The sequence below is a fragment of the Pseudomonas sp. B21-028 genome, assembly GCF_024749045.1.
Lineage (GTDB): Bacteria > Pseudomonadota > Gammaproteobacteria > Pseudomonadales > Pseudomonadaceae > Aquipseudomonas.
Genome location: NZ_CP087184.1, coordinates 2,328,211 through 2,353,709, shown reverse-complemented (window position 1 = coordinate 2,353,709; position 25,499 = coordinate 2,328,211). Strand labels below are relative to the sequence as shown.

21 protein-coding genes are annotated in these 25,499 nt (G+C 63.0%); 10 read left to right on the top strand and 11 right to left on the bottom strand.

Annotation, left to right across the window (positions count from 1 at the left end):
• Window positions 1–75 precede the first annotated feature (75 nt).
• The 8 genes from LOY35_RS10690 (at window position 76) to LOY35_RS10655 (ending at window position 11,773) form a co-directional block, all read left to right on the top strand.
• On the top strand, window positions 76–1,944 hold the full coding sequence (locus tag LOY35_RS10690) for an extracellular solute-binding protein (RefSeq protein ID WP_258632338.1): 1,869 nt from the start codon (window positions 76–78) through the stop codon (window positions 1,942–1,944).
• On the top strand, window positions 1,944–3,002 hold the full coding sequence (locus LOY35_RS10685; RefSeq protein WP_258632336.1) for a microcin C ABC transporter permease YejB: 1,059 nt from the start codon (window positions 1,944–1,946) through the stop codon (window positions 3,000–3,002). Before LOY35_RS10690 ends, LOY35_RS10685 begins: the two co-directional genes overlap by 1 nt.
• Complete coding sequence (locus tag LOY35_RS10680; RefSeq protein ID WP_258632335.1) at window positions 3,002–4,024, top strand: ABC transporter permease; 1,023 nt, start codon at window positions 3,002–3,004, stop codon at window positions 4,022–4,024. Before LOY35_RS10685 ends, LOY35_RS10680 begins: the two co-directional genes overlap by 1 nt.
• A 7-nt stretch (window positions 4,025–4,031) precedes the next feature.
• A complete protein-coding gene (locus LOY35_RS10675) occupies window positions 4,032–5,612 on the top strand; it encodes an ABC transporter ATP-binding protein (RefSeq protein WP_258633553.1) in 1,581 nt (526 codons plus the stop codon).
• Between the two features lie 121 nt (window positions 5,613–5,733).
• A complete protein-coding gene (locus tag LOY35_RS10670) occupies window positions 5,734–7,149 on the top strand; it encodes a sigma-54-dependent Fis family transcriptional regulator (protein WP_258632333.1) in 1,416 nt (471 codons plus the stop codon).
• A 283-nt stretch (window positions 7,150–7,432) separates the two neighbouring features.
• Complete coding sequence (locus LOY35_RS10665) at window positions 7,433–8,824, top strand: GntP family permease (protein WP_258632331.1); 1,392 nt, start codon at window positions 7,433–7,435, stop codon at window positions 8,822–8,824.
• A 7-nt stretch (window positions 8,825–8,831) separates the two neighbouring features.
• Entirely contained in the window at window positions 8,832–9,608 is a 777-nt protein-coding gene (gene hbdH / locus LOY35_RS10660; protein WP_258632330.1) for a 3-hydroxybutyrate dehydrogenase, read from the top strand.
• A 209-nt stretch (window positions 9,609–9,817) separates the two neighbouring features.
• Window positions 9,818–11,773 (top strand): acetoacetate--CoA ligase, encoded by a 1,956-nt coding sequence (locus LOY35_RS10655; protein WP_258632328.1) that lies wholly within the window; start codon window positions 9,818–9,820, stop codon window positions 11,771–11,773.
• Between the two features lie 419 nt (window positions 11,774–12,192).
• Here LOY35_RS10655 and LOY35_RS10650 read toward each other — a convergent pair whose 3' ends face one another.
• Complete coding sequence (locus LOY35_RS10650) at window positions 12,193–13,308, bottom strand: PilT/PilU family type 4a pilus ATPase (RefSeq protein WP_258632326.1); 1,116 nt, start codon at window positions 13,306–13,308, stop codon at window positions 12,193–12,195.
• A gap of 123 nt (window positions 13,309–13,431) precedes the next feature.
• Between LOY35_RS10650 and LOY35_RS10645 the strand changes: the two genes are divergently transcribed.
• Both LOY35_RS10645 and LOY35_RS10640 read left to right on the top strand, forming a co-directional pair.
• On the top strand, window positions 13,432–15,969 hold the full coding sequence (locus tag LOY35_RS10645; protein ID WP_258632325.1) for a PAS domain-containing protein: 2,538 nt from the start codon (window positions 13,432–13,434) through the stop codon (window positions 15,967–15,969).
• 43 nt (window positions 15,970–16,012) lie between these two features.
• Window positions 16,013–16,288, top strand: coding sequence for a peptidylprolyl isomerase (locus LOY35_RS10640; RefSeq protein ID WP_003182808.1), 276 nt, complete (start codon window positions 16,013–16,015; stop codon window positions 16,286–16,288).
• A 130-nt stretch (window positions 16,289–16,418) separates the two neighbouring features.
• Here the strand turns inward: LOY35_RS10640 and LOY35_RS10635 are convergent, their stop codons facing one another.
• From LOY35_RS10635 to LOY35_RS10590, 10 genes are all read right to left on the bottom strand, one after another.
• Window positions 16,419–17,336, bottom strand: coding sequence for a sugar kinase (locus tag LOY35_RS10635; RefSeq protein WP_258632323.1), 918 nt, complete (start codon window positions 17,334–17,336; stop codon window positions 16,419–16,421).
• A gap of 144 nt (window positions 17,337–17,480) precedes the next feature.
• On the bottom strand, window positions 17,481–18,698 hold the full coding sequence (locus LOY35_RS10630; RefSeq protein ID WP_258632321.1) for an amino acid deaminase: 1,218 nt from the start codon (window positions 18,696–18,698) through the stop codon (window positions 17,481–17,483).
• Between the two features lie 39 nt (window positions 18,699–18,737).
• Complete coding sequence (locus LOY35_RS10625; RefSeq protein ID WP_258632319.1) at window positions 18,738–19,502, bottom strand: IclR family transcriptional regulator; 765 nt, start codon at window positions 19,500–19,502, stop codon at window positions 18,738–18,740.
• Window positions 19,503–19,636: 134 nt separating this feature from the next.
• Window positions 19,637–20,023 carry a RidA family protein gene (locus LOY35_RS10620; RefSeq protein WP_024781238.1) on the bottom strand — a complete coding sequence of 129 codons (387 nt, stop codon included), beginning with the start codon at window positions 20,021–20,023 and terminating at the stop codon, window positions 19,637–19,639.
• A gap of 24 nt (window positions 20,024–20,047) precedes the next feature.
• Entirely contained in the window at window positions 20,048–20,839 is a 792-nt protein-coding gene (locus LOY35_RS10615) for an amino acid ABC transporter ATP-binding protein (protein ID WP_258632317.1), read from the bottom strand.
• Entirely contained in the window at window positions 20,836–21,498 is a 663-nt protein-coding gene (locus LOY35_RS10610) for an amino acid ABC transporter permease (RefSeq protein ID WP_046062046.1), read from the bottom strand. The genes LOY35_RS10615 and LOY35_RS10610 overlap by 4 nt, the downstream gene beginning before the upstream one ends.
• A gap of 9 nt (window positions 21,499–21,507) precedes the next feature.
• Window positions 21,508–22,170, bottom strand: a complete 663-nt coding sequence (locus LOY35_RS10605; RefSeq protein WP_258632315.1) for an amino acid ABC transporter permease — start codon at window positions 22,168–22,170, stop codon at window positions 21,508–21,510.
• 54 nt (window positions 22,171–22,224) lie between these two features.
• A complete protein-coding gene (locus tag LOY35_RS10600; protein WP_258632314.1) occupies window positions 22,225–23,073 on the bottom strand; it encodes a transporter substrate-binding domain-containing protein in 849 nt (282 codons plus the stop codon).
• Window positions 23,074–23,410: 337 nt separating this feature from the next.
• Window positions 23,411–23,734, bottom strand: a complete 324-nt coding sequence (locus LOY35_RS10595; protein ID WP_408981252.1) for a hypothetical protein — start codon at window positions 23,732–23,734, stop codon at window positions 23,411–23,413.
• A 72-nt stretch (window positions 23,735–23,806) separates the two neighbouring features.
• Window positions 23,807–25,453 carry a phospholipase D-like domain-containing protein gene (locus LOY35_RS10590; RefSeq protein ID WP_258632311.1) on the bottom strand — a complete coding sequence of 549 codons (1,647 nt, stop codon included), beginning with the start codon at window positions 25,451–25,453 and terminating at the stop codon, window positions 23,807–23,809.
• Window positions 25,454–25,499 lie beyond the last annotated feature (46 nt).

Below are 25,499 nucleotides of genomic sequence, written 5' to 3'. Positions count from 1 at the left end.
GACCACGGGGCTGGCGATCAGCGCGCCGCTCGCGTAAAAATCGTTGTCATCGATCACCCGGCTTTAAGGCTGACAATGCGACTGGTGTTTCCCTCTCTGTTTCTGGCTGCCGCGCTCCTGCTGACAGGCGCCGCCGGTGTGTCTGCCGCACCGCAACATGCCCTGACCGTCTACGGCGAACCGGCCAAATACCCCGAAGGCTTCAGCCATTTCGCCTATGCCAACCCCCAGGCCCCCAAAGGTGGCACCCTGCGCCGCTCGGCCATCGAGATCGGCCAGTTCGATCACGTGCTGCCTTACATCGACAAAGGCATCGGGGTCAGCCAGATCGACGGCATGCTGTATTCGCCCCTGGCCCAGCGTTCGCTGGATGAGCCCTACACTGTCTACGGCCTGGTCGCACAAAGCATGGAACGCGCAGACGACGGTTTGTCCCTGCGCTTCTACCTGAACCCCAAGGCCCGCTTCGCCGATGGCAAGCCCATCACTGCCGAAGACGTGCGCTACAGCTTCGAGCTGCTGATGACCCAGGGCAGCCTGCGCTATCGCACCCAGTTCGCGGCCGTCAAAGGCGTCGAAGTCGAAGGCAAACGCACCGTTCGCTTCGATTTCAAGAACAACGAAAACCGCACCTTGCCCCTGGACATCGCCACCCTGCCGGTGTTTCCCGAGCATTGGTGGAAAACCCGCGATTTTGCCAGCGGAGGTGGCTATGAAGCGCCGCTGGGCAGTGGACCGTACCGGGTTGGCAAGGTCGACTCCGGGCGCAGCATCACCTTCGAGCGCAACGCCGACTGGTGGGGCAAGGACCTGCCGGTCAGCCGTGGGCTCTACAACTTCGATCATTTCAGCATCGAGTACTTCGGCGACACCGACGTGGCGCGCCAGGTGCTGCGCGGCGGCGCCTACGACTACAACCGCGAGTTTTCCGCCACGGGCTTCTCCATCGGTTACGACAGCCCGGCGCTGCGCGACGGACGCCTGCAGAAAGCCCACCTGGCCACCGAAGCCCCGCAAACGGCCCAGGGCTTCGTGTTCAACCTGCAAAAGCCGCAGTTCCAGGACCGCCGCGTCCGCCAGGCCCTGGCGATGCTCTGGGATTTCGAATGGAGCAACCGGCAGATGATGCGCAACCTCTATGTGCGCCAGCAGAGCTTCTTCTCCAACACCGACCTGGCCGCCCGAGAGCTGCCCGACGCGAACGAACTGGCGATCCTTGAACCGCTGCGCGGGAAAGTCCCCGACGAGGTTTTCACCCAGGTGTTCCAGGCCCCGAAGACCGACGGCAGCGGCGTGATTCGCGACAAGCAATTGCAGGCCCTGGCGCTGCTGGAACAGGCCGGCTGGAAACCCGATGGCGATCGCCTGGTCAATGCCGAGGGCGAGCCGCTGAGCTTCACCTTCCTCAACAGCCAGAACGGCATGGACCGCCTGCTGCTGCCCTACAAGCGCACCCTGGCGCAGATCGGCATCGACATGAGCATCCGTCGCATCGACCCGTCCCAGTACGTCAACCGCCTGATGAGCCGTGACTACGACATGATCGTCACCGGCTACCCGGTCAGCACCTCGCCCGGCACCGAGCTTTATAATTACTTCGGTTCGGCGGCGGCCAACGACCCGGGCGCCAACAACTACATGGCGTTGCAGAATCCTGCTGTCGACGCACTGATCGACGGGCTGGTCAAGGCCACCACCCAGGACGACATGCTCCGGCATGCCCACGCCCTGGACCGAGTGCTGCAATGGAGTTACTACTGGATTCCCAACTACTACCCACCGGGCAGCTCGACCGTATGGTGGAACCGCTTCGGCATGCCGAAGGTGCAGGCCGCCAACGACGAAGCCATCGAGAGCTGGTGGGAAGTCAGCACCACCCCCTTGACCAATGAGCAGATGACCGCCGAGCGAATCAGGCGTCGCGCCTCCGGAGGGCGTCACTGATGTGGGCCTATGTCGCGCGACGTTTACTGCTGATCATTCCGACCCTGGTGATCATCCTGCTGGTGAATTTCGTCATCGTCCAGGCGGCCCCGGGCGGCCCGGTGGAACAGGCCATCGCCCACCTGCAAGGCATCGGTGGCGCCAGTGTCGGCAGCTCGGGCAATGCCATGACCGGCAGCTCCCGGGCCAGCCGTGGCCTGGACCCGCAACTGATCAAGGACATCGAGAAACAATACGGCTTCGACAAACCAGCCCATGAACGCCTGTGGCTGATGCTCAGCAGCTACGCCCACCTGGACTTCGGCAAGAGTTTCTTCCGGGGCGCCACGGTCACCGACCTGATCCTGGAAAAGATGCCGGTGACCATTTCCCTGGGACTGTGGGCGACCCTGATCACCTACCTGGTGTCGATCCCGCTGGGCATCCGCAAGGCTGTGCATCACGGGTCGGCCTTCGATATCTGGAGCAGCACCGCGATCATCATCGGCTACGCCATGCCGGCGTTCCTCTTCGCGATGTTCCTGATCGTGATGTTCGCGGGCGGAACGTCGCTGAACTGGTTTCCGGTGCGCGGGCTGGTGTCGGACAACTTCGAATCGCTGTCGACCCTGGGCAAGATCACCGATTACTTCTGGCACCTGGTGCTGCCGGTCACATCACTGGTAATCGGCGGCTTCGCCACCCTGACCATCCTGACCAAGAACTCGTTTCTCAATGAAATCACCCGCCAATACGTGGTCACGGCGCGGGCCAAGGGCATGAGCGAACGGCGGGTGTTGTATGGCCACGTGTTCCGCAACGCCATGTTGCTGGTGGTCTCGGGAATTCCCCAGGCGTTCATCAGCGTGTTCTTCGCCGGATCGCTGCTGATCGAGGTGATCTTCTCCCTTGATGGCCTGGGCCGCATGAGCTACGAGGCGGCCGTGTCCCGGGACTATCCGGTGGTGTTCGGCTCGCTGTTCATCTTCACGCTGTTCGGCCTGCTGATCAAACTCATCGGCGACCTCTGCTACACCCTGGTGGACCCGCGCATCGACTTCGCCGCGAGGAACGCCTGATGTTCAGATTCTCGCCCCTGGGCCGACGGCGTTTCGAGCGCTTCAAGAAGAACCGCCGTGGCTGGTGGTCGCTGTGGTTGTTCATCGGCCTGTTCATCCTGACCCTGGGCGGCGAGCTGATCGCCAATGACAAGCCGCTGGTGGTGAGCTATCAAAACTCCCTGTATTTCCCCGTGTTCAAGCGCTACACCGAGCAGGAATTCGGCGGCCAGCTACCGTTCCAGGCCGACTACCGCAGCAGCTACGTGCAGAACCTGATCCACAAGGATGGCGGCTGGCTGCTGTTCCCGCCGATCCCGTTCAGCGACGACACCCCCAACTACGACCTCAATCAACCGGCCCCGAGCCCGCCCACCTCGGTGAACTGGCTGGGCACCGACGACCAGTCCCGGGACGTGCTGGCCCGGGTGATCTTCGGTGCCCGGGTGTCGATCCTGTTCGCCCTCACGCTGACGGTCATCAGCGCCCTGATCGGCATCGCCGCCGGCGCGTTGCAGGGGTATTACGGCGGCTGGGTGGACCTGTTGGGGCAACGCTTGCTGGAGGTCTGGTCCGGGCTGCCGGTGCTCTATCTATTGATCATCCTCTCCGGTTTCGTCGAGCCGAATTTCTGGTGGCTGCTGGGGATCATGGCGCTGTTCTCCTGGCTGGCCCTGGTGGACGTGGTCCGCGCCGAGTTCCTGCGCGGGCGCAACCTCGAATACGTCAAGGCCGCCAGGGCCCTGGGCCTGACCGACCGCAAGGTGATCGTGCGGCACATCCTGCCCAACGCGATGAACGCGACCCTGAGTTATCTGCCGTTCATTCTCACCGGAGCGATCTCCACCCTCACCGCCCTGGACTTCCTCGGCTTCGGCATGCCGGCCGGCAGCGCGTCCCTGGGCGAGCTGATTGCCCAGGGCAAACAGAACCTGCAAGCACCCTGGCTAGGGCTGACGGCATTCTTCACCCTGGCCCTGATTCTTTCCCTGTTGGTGTTCATTGGCGAGGCTTTGCGCGATGCATTCGACCCCAGGTCCTGATCCGGACGTGCGTGACAACCTGATCGAAATCCGCGACCTGAGCGTGGCCTTCAACGACCAGGCCGTCGTGCGCAACCTGTGCCTGGACATCCGCCCCGGCGAGTGCCTGGCCTTGGTGGGCGAATCGGGCTCCGGCAAGTCGGTGACGGCCCACTCGATCCTGCAACTGCTGCCGCCAACCGAGAGCCATACCACCGGCAGCATTCGCTATCGCGGCCAGGAACTGGTCGGGGCCCAAGCCAGCACCCTGCGGGCGTTGCGCGGCAACCGTATCGCGATGATCTTCCAGGAACCGATGACCTCCCTCAACCCGCTGCACAGCGTCGAAAAGCAGATCGGCGAAACCCTGATGCTGCACAAGGGCCTGGGCGGCAAAGCGGCACGCCAGCGCATCCTGGAATTGCTGGCCCTGGTCGGCATCCAGAAACCCGTCGAACGGCTCAAGGCCTACCCGCACCAGCTCTCCGGCGGCCAGCGGCAACGGGTAATGATTGCCATGGCCCTGGCCTGCGAGCCGGAGCTGTTGATCGCCGACGAACCGACCACGGCGCTGGACGTGACCGTGCAGCGCAAGATCCTGCTGTTGCTCAAGTCACTCCAGCAACGGCTCGGCATGTCTTTGCTGCTGATCAGCCATGACCTGAACCTGGTGCGCAGCATCGCCCAGCGGGTGTGCGTGATGAAGGCCGGGGAAATCGTCGAGCAGGCGCCGTGCGAAACCCTCTTCAGCGCGCCGAAGCACCCCTACAGCTGTGAACTGCTGCACGCCGAGCCGGAGGGTGAAGCCCTGCCCCGGGACGCGCGCGAAGACGTGTTGCAGGTCCAAGACCTGCGGGTCAGTTTCGCCCTGGGCGGCGGGTTGTTCCGGCGCAAGGAATACCTGCGCGCCGTCGACGGCATCAGCTTGAACATCCAGCGCGGCAAGACCCTGGGCATCGTTGGCGAATCCGGCTCCGGCAAGTCCACACTCGGCCAGGCGATCCTGCGGCTGATCGAATCCGAAGGCAGCATTCGCTTCCAGGGTGAAGCCCTCGACGCCCTGTCGCAGAAAGAACTGCGGCCGTGGCGCAAGCAGATGCAGGTGGTGTTCCAGGACCCGTTCGGCAGCCTCAGCCCACGGATGTCGGTGCAGCAGATCATCAGCGAAGGCCTCGAGGTCCACAGTCCGTCCAGCGCCCAGGAGTGCGAGGCCCGGGTGATCCAGGCCCTCAAGGAAGTCGGCCTCGACCCGCAGAGCCGCCATCGCTATCCCCACGAATTTTCCGGCGGCCAACGCCAGCGCATCGCCATTGCCCGGGCCCTGGTGCTCAAACCGGCGCTGATCCTGCTGGACGAGCCCACCTCGGCGCTGGATCGCACCGTACAGAAACAAGTGGTCGCCCTGCTCCGCCAGCTCCAGGAGAAGCACGGCCTGACCTACCTGTTCATCAGCCATGACCTGGCGGTGGTGCGCGCCCTGGCCCATGACATGATCGTGATCAAGGACGGCAAAGTGGTTGAGTGCGGCGCCAGTCATGAGGTGTTCGACGCACCAAAACATCCTTATACCAAGGAGCTGTTGGCGGCGGCGCATCCGGGGTGGGCATAATGCCGACACCGTGTCGCGCCCATCGCGAGCAGGCTCGCTCCCACATTGGAATGCGCTCACCTGTGGGAGCGAGCCTGCTCGCGATGGCGGCCTGACAGGCAAAACACAACCGGACCAGACCATGACCCCCACCGAAAACCTCAAGGACTACAAGCGCGTACGCACCCTGGCGATTCGCTCCTTGTTCGAGATCATCGAGCAGTCCAGCGAAGGCACGGTGATCGTCGACCGGGACGCCAACATCGTCTGGATGAACGAGCGCTACGCCCGGCGCTTCGGGCTGAACTCGGCGCAGGAGGCCATTGGTCGGGCCTGCGAGAGCGTGATTCCCGGCAGCCTGCTGCGGGAAGTGGTGCGGACCGGGCGGCCGATCCTGCTGGACATGCAGGAGATGCCCAAGGAGCCGCTGGTGGTCATGCGCCTGCCGATCCACGACAGCGCCGGCGCGGTCATCGGCGCCATCGGTTTTGCCTTGTTCGGTGAACTGCATAGCCTGTCGCCGATGCTCAAGCGCTACCAGAGCATGCAGGAAGAACTGGCCTCGACTCGTTCGCTGCTGCGGGCGCGGCAGACCAAGTACAACTTTGCCCATTTCATCGGCACCAGCAGCGCCGTGCTGGAGGTCAAGCGCCGCGCCCGCCGTAGCGCCAGCACCGATTCCCCGGTGTTGCTGCTGGGCGAGACCGGCACCGGCAAGGAACTGCTCGCCCAGGCCATTCACAGCGCCTCGCCACGGGCGCACAAGGCTTTCGTCAGCATCAACAGCGCGGCGATACCGGAGTCGCTGCTGGAAGCCGAGTTCTTCGGCACCGCGCCCGGAGCCTTCACCGGGGCCGACCGCAAGGGCCGCGCCGGCAAGCTGCAGATCGCCCAGGGTGGTACGTTGTTCCTCGATGAGATCGGCGACATGCCGCTGCCGCTGCAAAGTAAACTGCTGCGGGTGTTGCAGGAAAAGGAATATGAACCGGTGGGCTCCAACGAAGTGCTGCAAAGCGATGTCCGCGTGATCGCTGCCACGTCGATGGATCTGGAGGCGGCGATCAAACGCGGCGAGTTCCGCGCCGACCTGTATTACCGTCTCAATGTGCTGCCGATCCAGGTTCCGCCCCTGCGCGAGCGCCTGGATGACCTGCCGGCCCTGAGCGAGGCGATCCTCGAAGACCTGCGCAGCCAGCACGAACTGAACCCCGATGCTCTCGACCTGCTGGGGCAACACGCCTGGCCGGGCAACATCCGCGAGTTGCGCAACGTGCTGGAGCGCGCGGCGCTGCTCAGCGACAACCTGCAACTCACCGCCGCCGACATCCGCGCGGCCATCGGCACGTTCACCCCGGTGACCCGCACGGCCAGCCCAGGCCTGGAACTGTTGCCCCAGGAAACCTTCAGTCAGGCCCGGGCGCGATTCGACCGGCAACTGATCGAAACCACCCTCGCGCAATGCGGCGGCAAGGTGATCGAGGCGGCGGAGCAACTGGGGCTGGGACGGTCGACGTTGTACAAGAAGATGGTGGCGCTGGGGATTGCCGAGTCTCAATAGAGAGAAATCAATTCTCGTTTTGTAGACAACCACTTCGGAGCGCTTCGCGCTCATCGCGAGCAGGCTCGCTCCCACAGGATGATTGCATTCCCCTGTGGGAGCGAGCCTGCTCGCGATGAGGCCATCCAAATCAAAAAATCTCCAGAAAGAGACACCACTCTCCATACCTCCTCAAGCCAAACAACAAACCTCATACATTTCAACAAGTTACCAACTTGGCACAAAACTCGCTAAAGCCTTCCCACCGCTTCACCACAAAAATAACAATCCCAGGAGACACACCATGAGTGTGATCATTGCCTTGGCAGCCCTCGCGCTGCTGATGGTTGCCGCCTACCGTGGCTACAGCGTCATCCTCTTTGCCCCCATCGCCGCCCTCGGCGCCGTCCTGCTCACCGATCCGTCCGCTGTCGCCCCGGCCTTCACCGGGGTGTTCATGGAGAAAATGGTCGGGTTCATCAAACTGTATTTCCCGGTGTTCCTGCTCGGCGCGGTGTTCGGCAAGCTGATCGAGTTGTCGGGCTTCTCCCGCTCCATCGTGGCTGCGGCGATTCGCCTGCTGGGCACACGCCAGGCGATGTTGGTGATCGTGCTGGTCTGCGCCCTGCTGACCTATGGCGGCGTGTCGTTGTTCGTCGTGGTGTTCGCGGTGTACCCGTTCGCCGCCGAGATGTTCCGTCAGAGCAATATTCCCAAGCGCTTGATCCCGGCCACCATCGCCCTCGGTGCGTTCTCCTTCACCATGGACGCCCTGCCCGGCACGCCACAGATCCAGAACATCATCCCCAGTACCTTCTTCAACACCACTGCCTGGGCCGCGCCGTGGCTGGGTGTGATTGGCACGCTGTTCGTGTTCAGCATCGGCATGCTGTTCCTGCAACGCCAGCGCAACAAGGCCCTGCGCGTGGGCGAAGGCTACGGTACCGAACTACGCAACGAGCCGGAAACGGCCGAAGACATCAAGCTGCCCAACCCGTGGATCGCCGTTTCGCCGCTGCTGGCGGTCGGCCTCATGAACCTGTTGTTCACCCAGTGGATTCCCCAGTGGTACGGCAAGACCCACAGCCTGGCGCTGCCAGGAATGGCGACGCCGGTGACCAGTGACGTCGCCAAACTCACCGCGATCTGGGCGGTGCAGGCCGCGCTGTTGGTGGGCATCATCATGGTCCTGCTGTTCGGCTTCCGGGCTATTCGCAGCAAGCTGGCCGAAGGCAGTAAAAGCGCGGTGGGCGGTGCGTTGCTCGCAGCAATGAATACCGCCTCGGAATACGGCTTCGGCGCGGTCATCGCCTCGCTGCCGGGCTTCCTGGTGTTGGCCGACTGGCTCAAGAGCATTCCCAACCCCTTGGTCAACGAAGCCGTGACCGTGACGCTGCTGGCGGGTATCACCGGTTCCGCGTCGGGTGGCATGAGCATCGCCCTGGCGGCGATGTCCGAAACCTTCATCAGCGCCGCCCATGCCGCCAACATTCCCCTGGAAGTGCTGCACCGGGTAGCGGCCATGGCCAGCGGCGGCATGGACACCCTGCCTCACAACGGCGCGGTGATCACCTTGCTGGCGGTCACCGGGCTGACCCACCGCGAAGCCTACAAAGACATTTTCTGCATTACGCTGATCAAGACCCTCGCGGTTTTCGTGGTGATCGGTGTGTTCTACGCCACTGGCATTGTATGAGGCTCCTATGACGACAACTCTTTCCGGCAAAACGGCCCTGGTCACCGGTTCTACCAGCGGCATCGGCCTGGGCATCGCCCTGGTCCTGGCCAAGGCCGGCGCCGACTTGATCCTCAATGGCTTTGGCGATGCGTCGGCGGTGATCGCCGAAGTGCAGCAATTCGGCGGCAAGGTGGGCCATCATCCGGCCGATGTCAGTGACCCGGCACAAATCGCCGACATGCTCGCCTATGCCGAGCGGGAGTTTGGCGGCGTCGACATTCTGGTGAACAACGCTGGTATCCAGCATGTGGCGGCCGTGGAGGATTTCCCGGTGGAACGCTGGGACTCGATCATCGCCATCAACCTGTCCTCGGTGTTCCACGCCACCCGCCTGAGCCTGCCGGGGATGCGCAGCAAAGGCTGGGGACGGATCGTCAACATCGCCTCGGTGCACGGCCAGGTCGGCTCGGTGGGCAAGGCCGCTTATGTCGCGGCCAAGCACGGGGTGATCGGCCTGACCAAAGTGGTCGGCCTGGAAACCGCCACCAGCAACGTTACCTGCAACGCCATCTGTCCGGGCTGGGTGTTGACCCCGCTGGTACAGAAACAGATCGACGACCGCATCGCCAGCGGCATCGACCCGCAACAGGCCCAGCATGATCTATTGGCCGAGAAACAGCCGTCCCTGGCGTTCGTCACCCCGCCGCAACTGGGGGAACTGGTGCTGTTCCTGTGCAGCGAAGCCGGCAGCCAGGTGCGTGGCGCGGCGTGGAATATCGATGGTGGGTGGTTGGCTCAGTAAGGATCCAGTGATCCCCTGTGGCGAGGGGATTTATCCCCGCTGGGCTGCGAAGCGGCCCCAATACAATCGGTCTGATGCACCGAGGTATCAGGATTTAGGGCCGCTTCGCGACCCAGCGGGGATAAATCCCCTCGCCACAGGATTGGATTCCACCGGAAGCCCCGGCTCGCTCTATAGTTTGTGTGTACATAAAGAATAAGAGGCACGCCATGTCCGACACCCTCTGGCAACCCAGCCCCGAACGCATCGCCCGGTCGCGCATGAACGCCTTTCGCCGGTTCGTCAACGAACGGCATCAGCTGCAACTCAGCGACTACCCCGCCCTTCACGCCTGGAGCATCGACCGGCGCGAAGCCTTCTGGCAAGCCATCGTCGATTTCTTCAAGATTCACTTTCACCAGGCGCCCAGCGAAGTACTGGTGGAAGGTGTGCAAATGCCCAGCGCCCGGTGGTTTCCAGGGGCGACGCTGAACTTTGCCGAACACTTGCTGCGCCGTCGCGATACAGCGACGGCGGTGGTGGCCGTCGACGAAAATGGCGGCCAGGAACACCTGACCTGGGCCGAACTCGCCGCTCACGTCGCCGGCCTGCAAAAAAGCCTGCAAGCGGCCGGTGTCACCCAGGGCGACCGCGTCGCCGCGTGCATGCCCAACACCTGGCAGACCCTGGTGGGCATGCTCGCCACCACCAGCCTGGGAGGGATCTGGTCCTGTTCGTCGCCGGACTTCGGCACCCAGGGAGTGATCGACCGTTTCGGCCAGATCGAGCCCAAAGTGCTGATCACCTGCGCCGGTTACCGCTACGCCGGCAAGGTCATCGACCAACGGCCCAAGGTCAACGAGATCCTCGAACGGCTACCCTCGCTGCAACAGCTGATCGTGCTGCCCTATGCCCAGCCGGACGCCCGCGCTGAGGACTTCACGACCCCGGCCAGCGTCGCGCTGTGGGACGGGTTCTACCAAGCCGGCGGCGAGCCGCAATTCGTTGCCGTACCGTTCGACCATCCGCTGTACATCCTGTACTCCAGCGGCACCACCGGCGTACCGAAGTGCATCGTCCACGGCACCGGCGGCGTACTGCTGCAACACGTCAAGGAACATGGCCTGCACGTCGACCTCGGTCCCGAGGATCGACTGTTCTACTACACCACCTGCGGCTGGATGATGTGGAACTGGCTGGTGTCGGCCCTTGCCGTCGGCAGTGCCGTGGTGCTCTATGACGGCTCGCCGTTTCATCCCGGCCCCGAGCGTTTGCTGGACCTGATCGACCAGCAGCGCATCAGCGTGTTCGGCACCAGCCCCAAGTTCCTGGCCGCCCTGGAAAGCCAGGGCTTGAAGCCGCGGCAGACCCATGACCTGAGCAGCCTCAGGACCCTGCTGTCCACCGGTTCGGCGCTGGCTCCCCATAGCTACGACTACGTCTATCGCGACTTCAAGCCCGACGTCTGCCTGGCGTCGATGTCCGGCGGCACCGACATCGTGTCCTGCTTCGTCAATGGCAACCCACTGTCGGCCGTGCGTCGCGGCGAGATGCAGGGCAAGAGTCTGGGCATGGCGGTACAGGTCTGGAACGAGGCCGGGCAGGCCGTCATCGGCGAGAAAGGCGAACTGGTGTGCACCCGGCATTTCCCGGCGATGCCCATCGGCCTGTGGAACGACCCCGGACAGGAAAAACTCCGTGCGTCCTACTTCAGCCAATTCCCCGGTGTGTGGGCCCAAGGCGATTACGCCGAGGAACTGCCCCATGGCGGCTTCCTGATCCATGGCCGCTCCGATGCCGTGCTCAACCCCGGTGGCGTGCGCATCGGCACTGCGGAGATCTATCGACAGGTGGAAAAGGTCGAACAGGTGCTGGACAGCGTCGCCATTGGCCAGCAATGGCAGGGGGATGTGCGGGTGGTGCTGTTTGTGCGGCTGCGGGAGGGCCTGGTCCTGGATGACACCCTGGAGCAGCGGATCCGCCAGGTCATCCGGGCCAACACCACGCCGCGCCATGTACCGGCGAAGATCCTGGCGGTCAGCGACATACCGCGAACCATCAGTGGCAAGGTGGTGGAGCTGGCGGTGCGCAACGTGGTGCATGGCGAAGCGGTGAAAAACACCGACGCCCTGGCCAACCCCGAGGCGCTGGAGCAGTTTCGGGATCGGCCGGAGCTTCTCACTTAGCCGCAGCAACCAGGCTCCTGTGGCAAGAGGTTTCATCTGTGGCGAGGGGATTCATCCCCGCTGGGCTGCACAGCAGCCCCCCAATACCTTCAACACAAGTCTGTCTGATACACCGAGATGTCTGGATTTAGGGCCGCTTCGCAGCCCAGCGGGGATGAATCCCCTCGCCACAGGGGGATGTGCCAAACCCATCAATCCCCTGGCCAACTCCGAGGCGCTGGAACAGTTTCGGGATCGGCCGGAGGGCCTCCTGTGGCGAGGGGATTCATCTGTGGCGAGGGGATTTATCCCCGCTGGGCTGCACAGCAGCCCCAATACCTTCAACACAAGTCTGTCTGATATACCGAGATGTCTGGATTTAGGGCTGCTTCGCAGCCCAGCGGGGATGAATCCCCTCGCCACAGGGTGTGTCAAACCCATCAATCCATCAACCCCCACTCCCCCGCCGCCGGATCGGCCGGGGGCGCGGCGCCCGACTCCGCATGCAGCTTCAACCGCAAGCGCAGGTTGTTGGCCGAGTCGGCGTTCTTCAGGGCTTCTTCCTCGTCGAGCACCCCTTCCACCACCAGGTTGAACAGGGCTTGGTCAAAGGTCTGCATGCCGAGTTCTTCCGACTTCTCCATGATGCCCTTGAGTTCGCCCAGTTCGTTGCGCCGGATCAGGTCGGCCACGGTGGGCGAGCCGAGCATGACCTCCACCGCGGCCCGGCGCTGGCCGGTTCGGGTGCGCACCAGGCGCTGGGACACGAATGCCTGGAGGTTGTTGCCCAGGTCGCTCAACAGTTGCGACCGGCGTTCCTCGGGGAAGAAGTTGATCACCCGGTCCAGGGCCTGATTGGCATTGTGAGCATGCAGGGTAGAGATCACCAGGTGCCCGGTGTCGGCAAAGGCCAGGGCGTGTTCCATGGTTTCCCGGTCGCGAATTTCGCCGATCAGCACCACATCCGGCGCCTGGCGCAGGGTGTTCTTGAGGGCGGCATGGAAACTGCGGGTGTCGACACCGACCTCCCGCTGGTTGATGATCGACTTCTTGTGCCGGTGGATGTACTCCACCGGGTCCTCGATGGTGATGATATGGCCGCTGCTGTTGCGATTGCGATAATCGATCAGCGCCGCCAGGGAAGTGGACTTGCCTGATCCCGTCGCGCCGACGAACAGCATCAACCCCTGCTTCTGCATGATGGTGTCCAGCAGTACCTTGGGCAGTTTCAGGTCCTCGAAGCGCGGGATGTCCAGCTTGACGTTGCGGATCACCATGGACACGTCATTGCGCTGCTTGAAGATATTGACCCGGAATCGCCCGACACCCGACAACGAAATGGCCAGGTTCATTTCCAATTCCCGATCGAACTCAAGGCGTTGTTCGGCGTCCATCAAAGACTCGGCGAGCCCGGCGATGTCACCGACCTTGAACGCCTGGCTGCCCAAGGGCTTGAGCACGCCTTCGAACTTGGCACACGGCGGTGCCCCGGTGGACAGGTAAAGATCGGAGCCTTCCTGGCTGGCCAGGATGCGTAACAAGGGATCGATTTCCATGGACTGAAACTTCCGCGAGACATCAATGAAACAAGCTGACCCGAGCACGTACCTCTGCAGACCAACCCGCGCTTACCTCTTTCAGAGGATAGTAGACGCGACATGACAACCAGGGACTCCGTGATGGACGCAACACCCGCCGGCAGCGGCATACAACGCCTGATCGACCGACTGGACTGGATCTCCAGCCCACTGGGCGCTGCCGAAACCTGGCCCCAGAGCCTGCGCACCGCCGTGGACATCGTGCTGCACTCGCCGATGCCGATGGCCTTGCTGTGGGGGCCGCAGCTGATCCATTTCTACAACGACGCCTTTTCCCGGCTGGCCGGCGATAAACATCCCCAGGCGTTTGGCCAGCCGACCCATACGGCATGGCCTGAACTCAAAAGCGTCAGCGCGCCGATTTATCACAACGTGTTGCAAGGCCGCACGCACACCAGCCGCGACCAGCAATGGCGCCTGCCTTTTGCCGGCCGTCTCTGTGACCTCTGGCTGGACCTGACCTACAGCCCCGTGCGTGACGAAAGCGGCGCCGTGGCCGGCATCCTGATCACCGCCATCGAGACCAGCGAGCGGCGACGCCTGGCCCTGGAGTTCGAACGCCGTTCCGAAGCCAGCCTCAAGGCCCAGCAGGAAAGCGAAGAGCGCCTGCAACTGGCCTTGGCGGCAGCCGATACGCTGGGCACCTGGGACTGGGACATCAGCGAAGACCGCTTCACTGCCGATGCGCATTTCGCCCTGTTGCACGGTGTCGACCCCAGTCTGTCGCGGCAGTTGCCCATCAGTGCCTACCTCGAAGGCGTACACCCCGAGGATCGTGCGATGGTCGCCCGCAGCATCAAGCATTGCATCACCCACGGCACCGAATATGCCGAGGAGTACCGCCTGTTGCAGCCCGACGGCGAACTGCGCTGGGTGTTCGTGCGCGGTCGCTGCTACAAGGATCGCCATGGCCGGCCGAAGCGCTTTCTCGGCGCGGCCCTGGACCTGACCGAGCGCAAGCGCACCGAACAGGCCCTGCGCCAGAGCCAGACCGAGCTGCAACTGATCATCAACGCGATGCCGATCCTCATCAGCTACGTGGACCGCGAAGAACGTTTCCGCCTGAACAACAGCGCCTACCTGGACTGGTTCGGGCTGACCCCGCAGGAACTCTATGGCAAGACCATTCGCGAAGTGATCGGCGAAGAAGGCTATGCGGCTCGCGCCGAACAGATTGCCGCGGCCCTGGCGGGCAAGCCGTGCAGCTTTGCCGTGCAGTCGGACCACCGCGACGGCCGGCCGCGACATGCACTGACCAACTACCTGCCTCGTCATGGCGCGGACGGCGCGGTGAACGGCTTCTACATCTTTGTGATCGACGAGACCGAGCGCAAGAAAACCGAGGAAGCCCTGCGCAACCTCAACGAAACCCTGGAAGAACGGGTCATCGCCCGTACCCAGCAACTGGCCGAAGCCAACCACCGCCTGCAAAACGAGATGTTCGAACGCGAGCGCGCTGAAGAAGCGTTGCGCCATGCCCAGAAGATGGAAGCCGTTGGCCAGCTCACCGGGGGCATCGCCCATGACTTCAACAACATGCTCACCGGCATCCTCGGCAGCCTGGACCTGATGCAGCGCTACATCGCCAACGGCCGCGCCGACGAGATCGGACGCTTTACCGAAGCGGCGGTGTCATCGGCCAACCGCGCCGCGGCCCTGACCCACCGGCTGTTGGCCTTTTCCCGGCGCCAGTCCCTGGACCGCAAGCCGCTGGACGCCAATAGCCTGGTGCTGTCCCTTGAAGACCTGCTGAGCCGAACCACGGGCGACCACATCGCGCTGCGCCTGCAACTGGCCAATGAGCTCTGGCCCGTCAGCACCGATGCCAGCCAGTTGGAAAACGCCCTGCTCAACCTGGTGATCAACGCTCGGGACGCCATGCCCGACGGCGGCGAACTCACCATCGAAACCGCCAATATCTACCTCGACGGCAGCGACATCAGCACCCTGGAACCGGTCAAGCCCGGCGATTACGTGATGATTGCCGTCAGCGACAATGGCAGCGGCATGACCCCGTCCGTGCTGGCAAAGGCATTCGATCCGTTCTTCACCACCAAACCCATCGGCCAGGGCACCGGCCTGGGGCTGTCGATGATCTACGGGTTTGCCCAACAGTCAGGTGGGTTGCTGAACCTGGACAGCGTACCGGGCCAGGGCACACGCGTGCAGTTGTACCTGCCGCGGTTGCGCGTGGCGCCCGTCGAACAACCGACGCAGCCCACCACCGTGGAGGCTCCGGCCGCAATCGCAGGCGAAACCGTATTGCTGGTGGAAGACGAGCCAGCGGTGCGGATGCTGGTGCTGGATCTGTTACAGGCGCTGGGGTACACCGCCCTTGAAGCCGAAGACGCCAAGACCGCCCTGCCGCTGTTGGAGTCGGACCAGCGCATCGACCTGCTGGTCACCGATGTTGGCCTGCCCGGCATGAATGGCCGGCAATTGGCGGAAATCGCCCGCCAGCATCGGCCCGATCTGAAGGTGTTGTTCATGACTGGTTATGCGCAAAAAGCCGCCGAACGCCAGGGTTTCCTGGAACAGGGCATGGACATGGTCGCCAAGCCTTTCACCCTGGATTTGCTGGCGAACAAGATTCGGACGATGATCAACCATGTCTCCTGAGTTGAGGCATAATCGCCTCCCTTTTTTTCAGGTCAGCGCTGCGATGAAAGCCCAAGCCCGCCATATCCTGGTGAAAACCGCCGAAGAAGCCGAACAGCTCAAGCAACGTATCGCCAAGGGCGAAGCGTTCGATGTGCTGGCAAAGAAATACTCCACCTGCCCCTCCGGCAAACGCGGCGGCGACCTGGGTGAAGTGCGGCCGGGGCAGATGGTCGGCGTGATCGATGCGGTGATCTTCAAGAAGCCACTGCGGGTGGTGCATGGACCGATCAAGAGCAAGTTCGGGTATCACCTGGTGCAGGTGTTTTATCGGGATTGATGTCGCGCTCAGCATTGATCAAATGTGGGAGCGAGCCTGCTCGCGATAGCGGTGGGTCAGTTGACATGAATGCTGATTGGCACACCGCTATCGCGAGCAGGCTCGCTCCCACATGAGGTTCTGCGGTGGTTCATGACCGGGGAATCAACGCCCCCGGCACCTGGATCACCCGGCTCGCCAACAAATGCCCCGCCTCGGCAGCCTCCACCGGGCTGCCACCCATCAAGCGGCGCGCCAGGTACGCCGCGCTGAACGAGTCCCCGGCCGCCGTGGTGTCCACCACCCGCTCGACCCGCTGGGCCGGCACTTCATACGATTGCCCAGCGCACCGGATCAGGCACGCCTCGGCACCGCGCTTGAGCACCACTTCCGGCGTGCCGAGCTGTTGGTAGGCGGCAAACACCGCTTCGCTGTCGGCATAATCGAACAGCGCCTGCTCGTCGTCCACGGTCAGCAGCGCCAGCTCCACATAAGGCAATACACTGCGATAGGCCGCGCGGGCGGCGTCGACCGACGCCCAGAGCCTTGGCCGATAGTTGTTGTCGAACACCACCTGGGCGCCTCGGCGACGGGCCTCGACCAGGGTTTCGATGAGCTTGCAGCGCCCCTGCTCGCCCAGCACCGCCAGGGTGATGCCACTGAAATACAGCACATCGTAATCCGGCAACGCCGCCAGGATCGGCGCGGCAGCCGGCGTGGTGAAGCAATCGCGCACCGCCGCTTCGTTGCGCCAGTACAGGAACCGTCGCTCACCGGCCGCATCGGTCTGGATGCAGTACAAACCCGGCAAGCGGCCGGGCAAGCGCTGGACCCGTTCCAGGCCGATGTTCTCCTCGGCCCAGCGCTGGCACATGGCGTCACTGAAACTGTCGTCGCCCAGGGCCGTGACGTAATCCACCGATGCCCTGTCGCCCAAGGCGCGGGCCAGGTAGACCGCCGTGTTCAGGGTGTCGCCGCCGAAGCTCTGCTGCAGGCTGCCGTCGGCGCGTTGCTGCAGTTCGATCATGCACTCGCCGATCAGGGCGATGCGGGGGTTCGGATTACTCATGGATATTCCTGATGATTCGGTGGTGTCTGGCAGGCCGCCGTCGCGGGCAAGCCTTGCTCCCACAGACCTTGCCCCCACAGACCTGTGGGAGCAAGCCCTGTGGGAGCAAGGCTTGCCCGCGACAGGCGCAACTCGGTTTCAAGCCTAGAAACAAGTCTCCATGCTTTCGATCACCCGCAGTTGCTCATCCACCAGGCACCCCACCCGCCACTTGTCGAAGGTCAGGCACGGATGGGAAGTACCGAATGCAATGATGTCGCCGATCCGCAATTCAACCCCCGGCGCCACCGTCATGAACGCGTGCTGGTCCATCACCGCCGTCACTTTGCAGCCGCTTACATCGTCACCGGCTACCTCATCAGATCCAGGCTTGTAGCGCTTGAGCGGCACCGGCAGCCCCGCGTCGTAGGCCACGTCGCGCTTGCCCAGGGCGATGACCGCAAAGCCCGGCTCCGGCAGGGATTGCACATGGGCCCAGACCTCCAGCGCCGGTTGCAGGCCTTCGTGCAGGTCGTTGCGCCGCTCCAGTACGCAGCACTGGGCCTCCTTGTAGATGCCATGGTCGTGGGCCACGTAACTGCCGGGACGCAGCACGCTGAGGAAACGCCCATGGGCATTGCGGGCTTCGAAGGATTCAGCGATCAGGTCATACCAGGCCGAACCCGAAGCGGTGATGATCGGTTTATCGAGGGCAAACGCGCCGCTGTCCTGCAACTGCATCGCCAACCCCACCAGGGACGCCGCGAACGCACGGATGCCGCTGACGGCGTGGTCTCCGTGGATCACCCCTTCGTAGCCTTCGATACCGGTCAGGGCCAGCGCCGGTTGTACCCGGATCGCCTCGGCCAGGGCCAACACTTCGGCCTCGCTCCGGCAGCCGCAACGACCACCGACCACACCGTACTCGATCATCACGTTCAGCTTCATCCGGCGAGAAGCAAAGAATTCGCCCAAGTCGGCAACGTTGTCCGGATGATCGACCATGCAGTGGAAGTCGAACGTCGGGTCGGCCAGCAGATCGGCGATCAGCGCCATGTTCGGCGTACCCACCAACTGGTTGGCCATCAGCACCCGCCGCACACCGTGGGCGTAAGCGGCACGGGTTTGCACGGCGGTGGCAAGGGTCAGGCCCCAGGCGCCGGCATCGAGTTGGCGGCGGAACAGCGCCGGGGTCATGCTGGTCTTGCCGTGGGGCGCCAGCTCGGCACCGCTGTTGCTGACGAACTGTTGCATCCAGCGAATGTTGTGTTCCAACGCTTCGCGATGCAGCACCAGCGCCGGCAGGCTGACGTCGCGCAACAGGTGAGCGCCGACGGTGGCGGCGCCCTTCTCTACAGCTGCGTCCTGAATGGCAGAAGACATGCTCGAACTCCTCTCGCGGTCGCGGGTGACCGCTATTGTCTATTCATTGATGCGCCGGGCCAGGTTGTTGGCGCTGTCGATCAGCACCCGGCGGTAATCGGCGTAATTGTTCTTGGCGTCGGCCCGGGGGGCGACGATGCACAGGGTCGCAATGGCCACGCCGTTGGGGTCTTTGACCGGTGCGGCGAAGCAGTGGGTGAAGGTGTCGGCGACGCTGTCGAAGGAGAAAAACCCATCGACGCCAGCCTGACGGATCTCCTTGAGAAACTGCTCCACCGGCAGGCGCTCGCCGTCCGGCAGGATGAAGTCGTCAGGGTCGATCAGGTCGACGATCTGCTGGTCGCTCAGGTGCGCCAGCAGCAGGCGGCCGGAGGCGGTCCAGGGGATGGGCGCGTTTTCGCCGATATCCGATGAAATGCGGAAATGCCGCTCGCCCTCCTTCATCAGCGCCACCGTGTACTTGCGCCCGTTGAGCAGGCACATCTGCGCGGTTTCCCGGGTCTGGCGGACGATTTCCCGCAAGGCTTGATCGGCCTCGCGACTCAAATCGAAATGCCGCAGGTGCGCCTGCCCGAGAAAGTACAACTGGCGGCCCAGGTAGACGTGGCCGTCCTTGCCCACCGGCTCGAGGATGCGCCGCTCCAGCAGCGACGCCACTAGCTCGTAGACCGTGGACTTGGGGCTACCGATGCCGCTGGCGATGTCGTTCGGACGCAGCGGCTGGCCGATCTCCTTGAGGAAATCGAGGATATCGAACGCCCGATCCAGTCCCCGGGCCCGGCGTTTGATGGTGTCTTCGGTCATGTCTTGGGTTCCCATTCAGTTGGCCGCGAGTGTAACCAGACAGCGGTGGCGTCTGGTAGATCGCTATCGCGGGCAAGCCTTGCTCCCACAGGCACAGCTTGATCTTGTGGGAGCAAGGCTTGCCCGCGATGGCCTCACTTTTTCTTGTAGGCCACGCAATCGATCTCGACCTTGCAATCCACCATCATGCTCGCCTGCACACAGGCCCGGGCCGGGGCGTGTTCGGGGCTGAAGTATTCGCCGAATACCTTGTTGAAACTCCAGAAATCCCGCGGGTCATCCAGCCACACACCGCAGCGCACCACGTCCTTGAGCTCGTAACCGGCCTCTTCAAGAATGGCGATCACATTCTTCATGGTCTGGTGAGTCTGCTCGACAATCCCACCGGCGATGATCTCGCCGTTCACCGCCGGCACCTGGCCGGACACGTGCAGCCAGCCATCGGCCTCGACGGCGCGGGCAAAGGGCCGTGGCTGTCCGCCACCCGCGGTGCTGCCAGTCCCGTAGCGCTTGATGCTCATGAGTGGTTCTCCTTGTTCAATGGATTAAAAACGGGTGTTCTTGAGAAATTCCGCCAGGCGCGGTGACTGCGGCCGCTCGAACAGTTCCTTCGGCGGCCCCTGCTCCTCGATCCGGCCCTGGTTCATGAAGACGATCTGGTCGGAGACCTCGAAGGCGAAACGCATTTCGTGGGTCACCAGCAGCATGGTCATGCCATCTTCGGCCAGGCCCTTGATCACGTTCAGCACCTCGCCCACCAGTTCCGGATCGAGGGCCGAGGTGACTTCGTCGAACAGCATCAGGCTGGGGTTCATGGCGATCGCTCGGGCAATCGCCACCCGTTGCTGCTGGCCACCGGATAACTGACCGGGGAAATGGTTACGGCGTTCCAGCAGGCCGACCCGCTCCAGCCACTTTTCGGCCAGCGCCACGGCTTCATCCTTGGGCAGCTTCTTCACCTTGAGCAGGCCCAGGGTGACGTTCTGCAACGCGCTCAGATGGGGAAACAGGTTGAACTGCTGGAACGCCATGCCGGTCATCGCACGGTGCCGGGCGATGACTTTCTCGGGATGGCGCACGCGCCTGCCATCGACTTCGTCATAGCCGATGGACTCGCCGTCGAGCAGGATCCGCCCGCCCTGGAACTCTTCCAGCATGTTCACGCAGCGCAGCAGCGTGGTCTTGCCCGAACCACTGGAACCGATCAGCGTCACCACATTGCCGCGCTGCATGCTCAGGTCGACGCCCTTGAGCACTTCCAGCGGGCCGTATTGTTTGCGCAGGCCACGAATGTCGAGCAGCGGCTGAGCGTTGGAAGGGGTCGAAACGTCAGTCATGGCAAGGCCACCCGCTTTTCAATGTGCCGTCCGAGCAATTCGATGGCGTAGTTGATGATGAAAAAGAGAAAACCGGCAAACAGATAGAACTCCAAGGTCATGAAGGTCCGGGCGATGATCTGCTGGGTGCTGAGCAGCAACTCGGCGACACCGATCACCGACAGCAGGGTCGAGGCCTTGACGATCTCGGTGGAGGAATTGACCCAGGTCGGCAGGATCTGCCGCAATGCCTGGGGCAGCAGCACATAACCCAGGGCCTGAAAGAACGTCAGGCCGATGGCCTGGCTGGCTTCCATCTGCCCACGGGGCAACGCTTGCAAGGCACCGCGCACGATCTCGGCCACGTGGGAACCGCAGAACAGCGTCAGGCCCAGGACACCGGCCTGGAACGCGCCGATCTGCCAACCCAGCGCCGGAGCCATGTAGAAGCAGGCCAGCACCAGCACGAACACCGGCGTGCCGCGAATCAGGTCGACATAGAAGCGAAACGGCGCACGCATCCAGGTACGGCCATAGGTCAGCACCAGCCCGGCAACCAAGCCAATCAAAGTGCCCAGCACAATGGCCAGCAGCGAACACTGCACGCTGGTCAGGAACCCGGCCCACAGCGTCTCCCGGGCAACCCATAGCTCATGCAACCAACTGGGGGATTCGTACATGGGACGCTCCTAACGGCGGATCGCCAGGCGCTGCTCGAAATACCGCAGCAGCATGGCAATGAGATAACAGGCCGCGACATACAGGGCCGTGGTTACCAGCCAGGTTTCAATCACCCGGTAGCTCTCCACGTTGATCTTGCGGGCGTAATAGGTCAGCTCCGGCACGGCAATCGCCGCCGCCAGGGAGGTGTCCTTGAACAGCGAAATGAAGTTGTTCGACAAGGCCGGCAACACGTTGCGTAGCATCACCGGCACGGTGACATAAGCCTTCACTTGCCACTCGCCCAGGCCAATCGCCAGGCCCGCTTCCCGCTGGCCCTTGTGGATGCTCATCAGCCCACCGCGGAACACTTCGGTCAGGTAGGCGCCGGCGTACAACGACAGGGTGATGACGAACGACGGCAGCTTGTCCAGGCGAATGCCGAGGCTCGGCAAGGCAAAGTAGATCAACAGGATCAGCACCAGGATCGGCGTATTGCGGATCACCGTGACATACACCGACGCCAGCATGCGCAAGACCCGATGCTTGCTGAGCAGCGCGAATGCCATGGCCAGGCCGATCACGCAACCGATGGCGATCGACACCAGCGCCAGGCCAAGTCCCAGGCCAAGCCCCGCCAGCAAGGTGTCGAAATCGCGCCAGACGGCGGCAAAGTTCAACTGATAGTTCATGGTCGGCAGTACCTTCGACGGGACGCCCGCCCGGGGCGCCCCGGGCTCACGGGATCATTTGAACTCAACGGGGAAACCGATGGCCGGCGACGGCAGCTCGACGCCGAACCACTGCTTGAACGATGCGGCGTAGGTGGGAAATTCCACGCCGGTCATGGCTTCATGCAAGGTAGTGTTGACGAAGTTCAGCCAATCCTGGTCTCCGCGCTTGACCGCGCAGGCGTAGGTTTGCGGGCTCCAGGCATACGCCGGGCTGCGATAGCGACCCGGGTTCTGCACCATCAGGTATTTGACCGAAGACTGGTCGGTGGCGGCGGCATCGGCGCGACCGGAGTTCACCGCCTGGTACATCAGGTCGACGCTGTCGTACTGGTCGACCTTGGCCTTGGGCAGCGCCTGGTGCACCAATTCTTCGGCATAGACGTTCTGCAACACCGCAACGGTGACGTCATCGCCGGCGGCCTTGAGGTCGTCGATTTCCTTGTACTTGCTGTTGGCCGGCAACAGCAGGCCCACGCCTTCGCGGTAGTACGGCAAGGTAAAGGCCACTTGCTGGGCGCGGCTGGCAGTCACGGTGATGAACTGACAGCTCATGTCCACCTTGTCGGTCAGCAGGTTGGGAATCCGCGCATCGGAAGACTGCACCACGAACTCGACTTTTTCCGGGTCATTGAACAGGCCCTTGGCGACCATCCGTGCGATGTCGATATCAAACCCCTGCAACTTGCCATCCGCTCCCTGGAAGTGCCACGGCGCATTGGTGCTGCCCGTGCCCACGATCAATTTCCCCCGCTGCAGCACGCTGTCCAGCTTGCTGTCGGCCGCCTGAGCGACACCCATGGCAGCCGTCGTGGCCGCGAAGAGAAGAACACACGCTTTGAACAAGGAAGGTCGGCGATACATGGCAAGCACTCCAGGATGAGTTTATTCCGCTATACCGGAACATGGTATGTAACAACGGAATAGACAGCAGAAAGTGTGCCACAGGCTTGAGACCCATGGGCGAGGAAAATGGAAAGTGAATGGAATCAGGGAGATGGAGAAATCGGCCGTGCGGGGACCACTTGGGACGTGATCCCGAGACTGCTACCGTTGGCTACGAGGCGCGGGTAGCAAGGCCCCAAACCGGTGCCGCATGCCCTCTGTGGGAGCGAGCCTGCTCGCGATAGTGGTGGATCAGCTTGAGTTGATGTTGGATTGTCATGCCGCCTTCGCGAGCAGGCTCGCTCCCACAGGGGGACTATTTGCGCTTGTAGCTTTTGCTTCCACCAGGTGTGAGGCAATACACCCCACCCCGGGGGCCAACGCAGTAATTGCCGCTGCCGCATTGGCAGCCATCGGCCTGTTTGAGCAACGATTGCGGCCGGGCCTCGTTGCGAAGCCCCAGCACAGCGGAGCAGGATTTTTTCGACGCGCTGATGGAGCCGTCGTTGCACAGGAACGTATCACCGTCACATCCAGCGATCCCGCCCTTGCGTCCGGAACATGGCGTATTGGCAGCGACAGCGGACGCACAGAAAATCAACAACAGAGCGGCGACACAGGCGTGAAGCAGACCGGGCATTCCGTGGCAAGGGTTCATGGCAGCTTCCAGGCTGATAGATGGCCCCATGCTATCACCTCGTACTTCCTGCACCTAGCGCCCGCAAAACCTCACCCTCGACAACATCCGCAGGTCCTCGTCGCGGTAATAGTCATCGCTCCAGCTGTCATTCACCGCCAGCGGCTTGACCTGTTTGAGCGCGAGCTTCTTGGCGAAATAACGAAAGCGGTAATGCTCGTAGAAGCGCAGCAGTTCCAGCCCGTAGCGGTCGGCCAGGTCGGTGTCGCCCTGGATGATGAGGTAGTTCTCGTCGTTATTGCTGCTGGCCGCGGCGCTGAGGTTATGGCTGCCGCTGATGATGGTGGGCGTGTCGCTGGTGAAGTCGGTGACGATGGCTTTGGTGTGCACCAGCAGGTTGCCCTTCTGGCCTTTCATGTTTTCCCTGAGCCAGCCCTCCAGCCCGGTATTGAGCAGCGCGGTGGCGGCGAATTCGGCGGTGCGGTCGGCATGGAATCCGGTGATGCGGCTGGTGGTGTTTTGCAGCCCGTAGCGCAGGACGTCGTCGTGGGGTTGGCCGAGCAAGGCGTCGAGGATCCGGTCGGGCAGGACGAAGGCAGTGACGAACAACAGGTCCTTGCGGGCGGCATTGATGATCTCGACGAAGCGGTCCAGGTCGCCTTCTCCCGTACGCGGCGAGAACCCGACGAACAACCGTTGCCGTGGGTCCATGGGGTTGCTCCGGGTCAGCCATTGGCGGGTGGCGTCGACGTCCTGCGGGGCGGCCCAGATCTGTTCGAACACCTGGCGGTAGCTGTCGCTCACCCGGGGATCGTCCAGCACGTGAACGATATTGGCCTGGCGGTAGACACCGTTGGCGGTGAAATTGGTGCTGCCGCAGAGCACGGCCTCGGGATGCAACGCACCACTGCCATCGACCTTGCTCAAGACGATGAACTTGTCGTGGAAGATGCTCTGGGTTACCCGTCCACGCTTGTTCGCCACCGGCAGTTTTTCCAGGCTGGCTTCGTTGCGCAGCGTGGTGTCGTCGCCCGGCTCGGCGTGGTACAGCACCCGCACCTGCGCGCCACGGGTGAAAGCGGCATTCACCGCATCGACGATCACCGGCAGTTCGTACTCGTAGATGGCGACGTCCAGGGCCCAGGTGGCATCCAGCGCCCGGTCGATGAAGCCGGTCAAGCGCCCCAGCAGACCGTTCTCCAGCCAGCGACGCGGCGCATCGGGCCAATCGTCGATGGACAGGTTCCGGTTGGCACTGATCAACGCATCCAGTTCGGGGAATTTGCGCTGGAATGCCTGGCTGGCGGCCACGGCGCGGTTGAAGATCACTCGCTGGTTGGCCGGTTGTCCGTTATCGCTGGTGACCGAGACCTCCAGGGACTCTCCCAACTGCGGCGCATCGGGACTGCCGTAGGCCAGATGCACGCGGTAGTGGAGGGTCACACCGGGATTGACGGCGTAATCGGCCCAGCGAAATTTCTGCAAAGGCGCCTTGTCGCTGGGCGTGGCGTGAAACTGGGGGAAGGTGTGGGCCTTGTCGGGGAACGTCAGGCTGTTGAACAGGAACAACCAGGGCTTGTCACCCTGCTGCTTCTCGATGGCAAACCCCAGCAGCCCCTTGCGCCGCGGTTCGGCCAGATCCATGGCAAGCAGCACGCCATTGGTGCCGGCATACGCCTTGACCCGGAAGTCGTCCTGGGGGTTGGTGACGAGTATGCGCATGGTTCACTCCTGTGAAGTTGCCTGAGCATAGAACAGGGATCCGTCT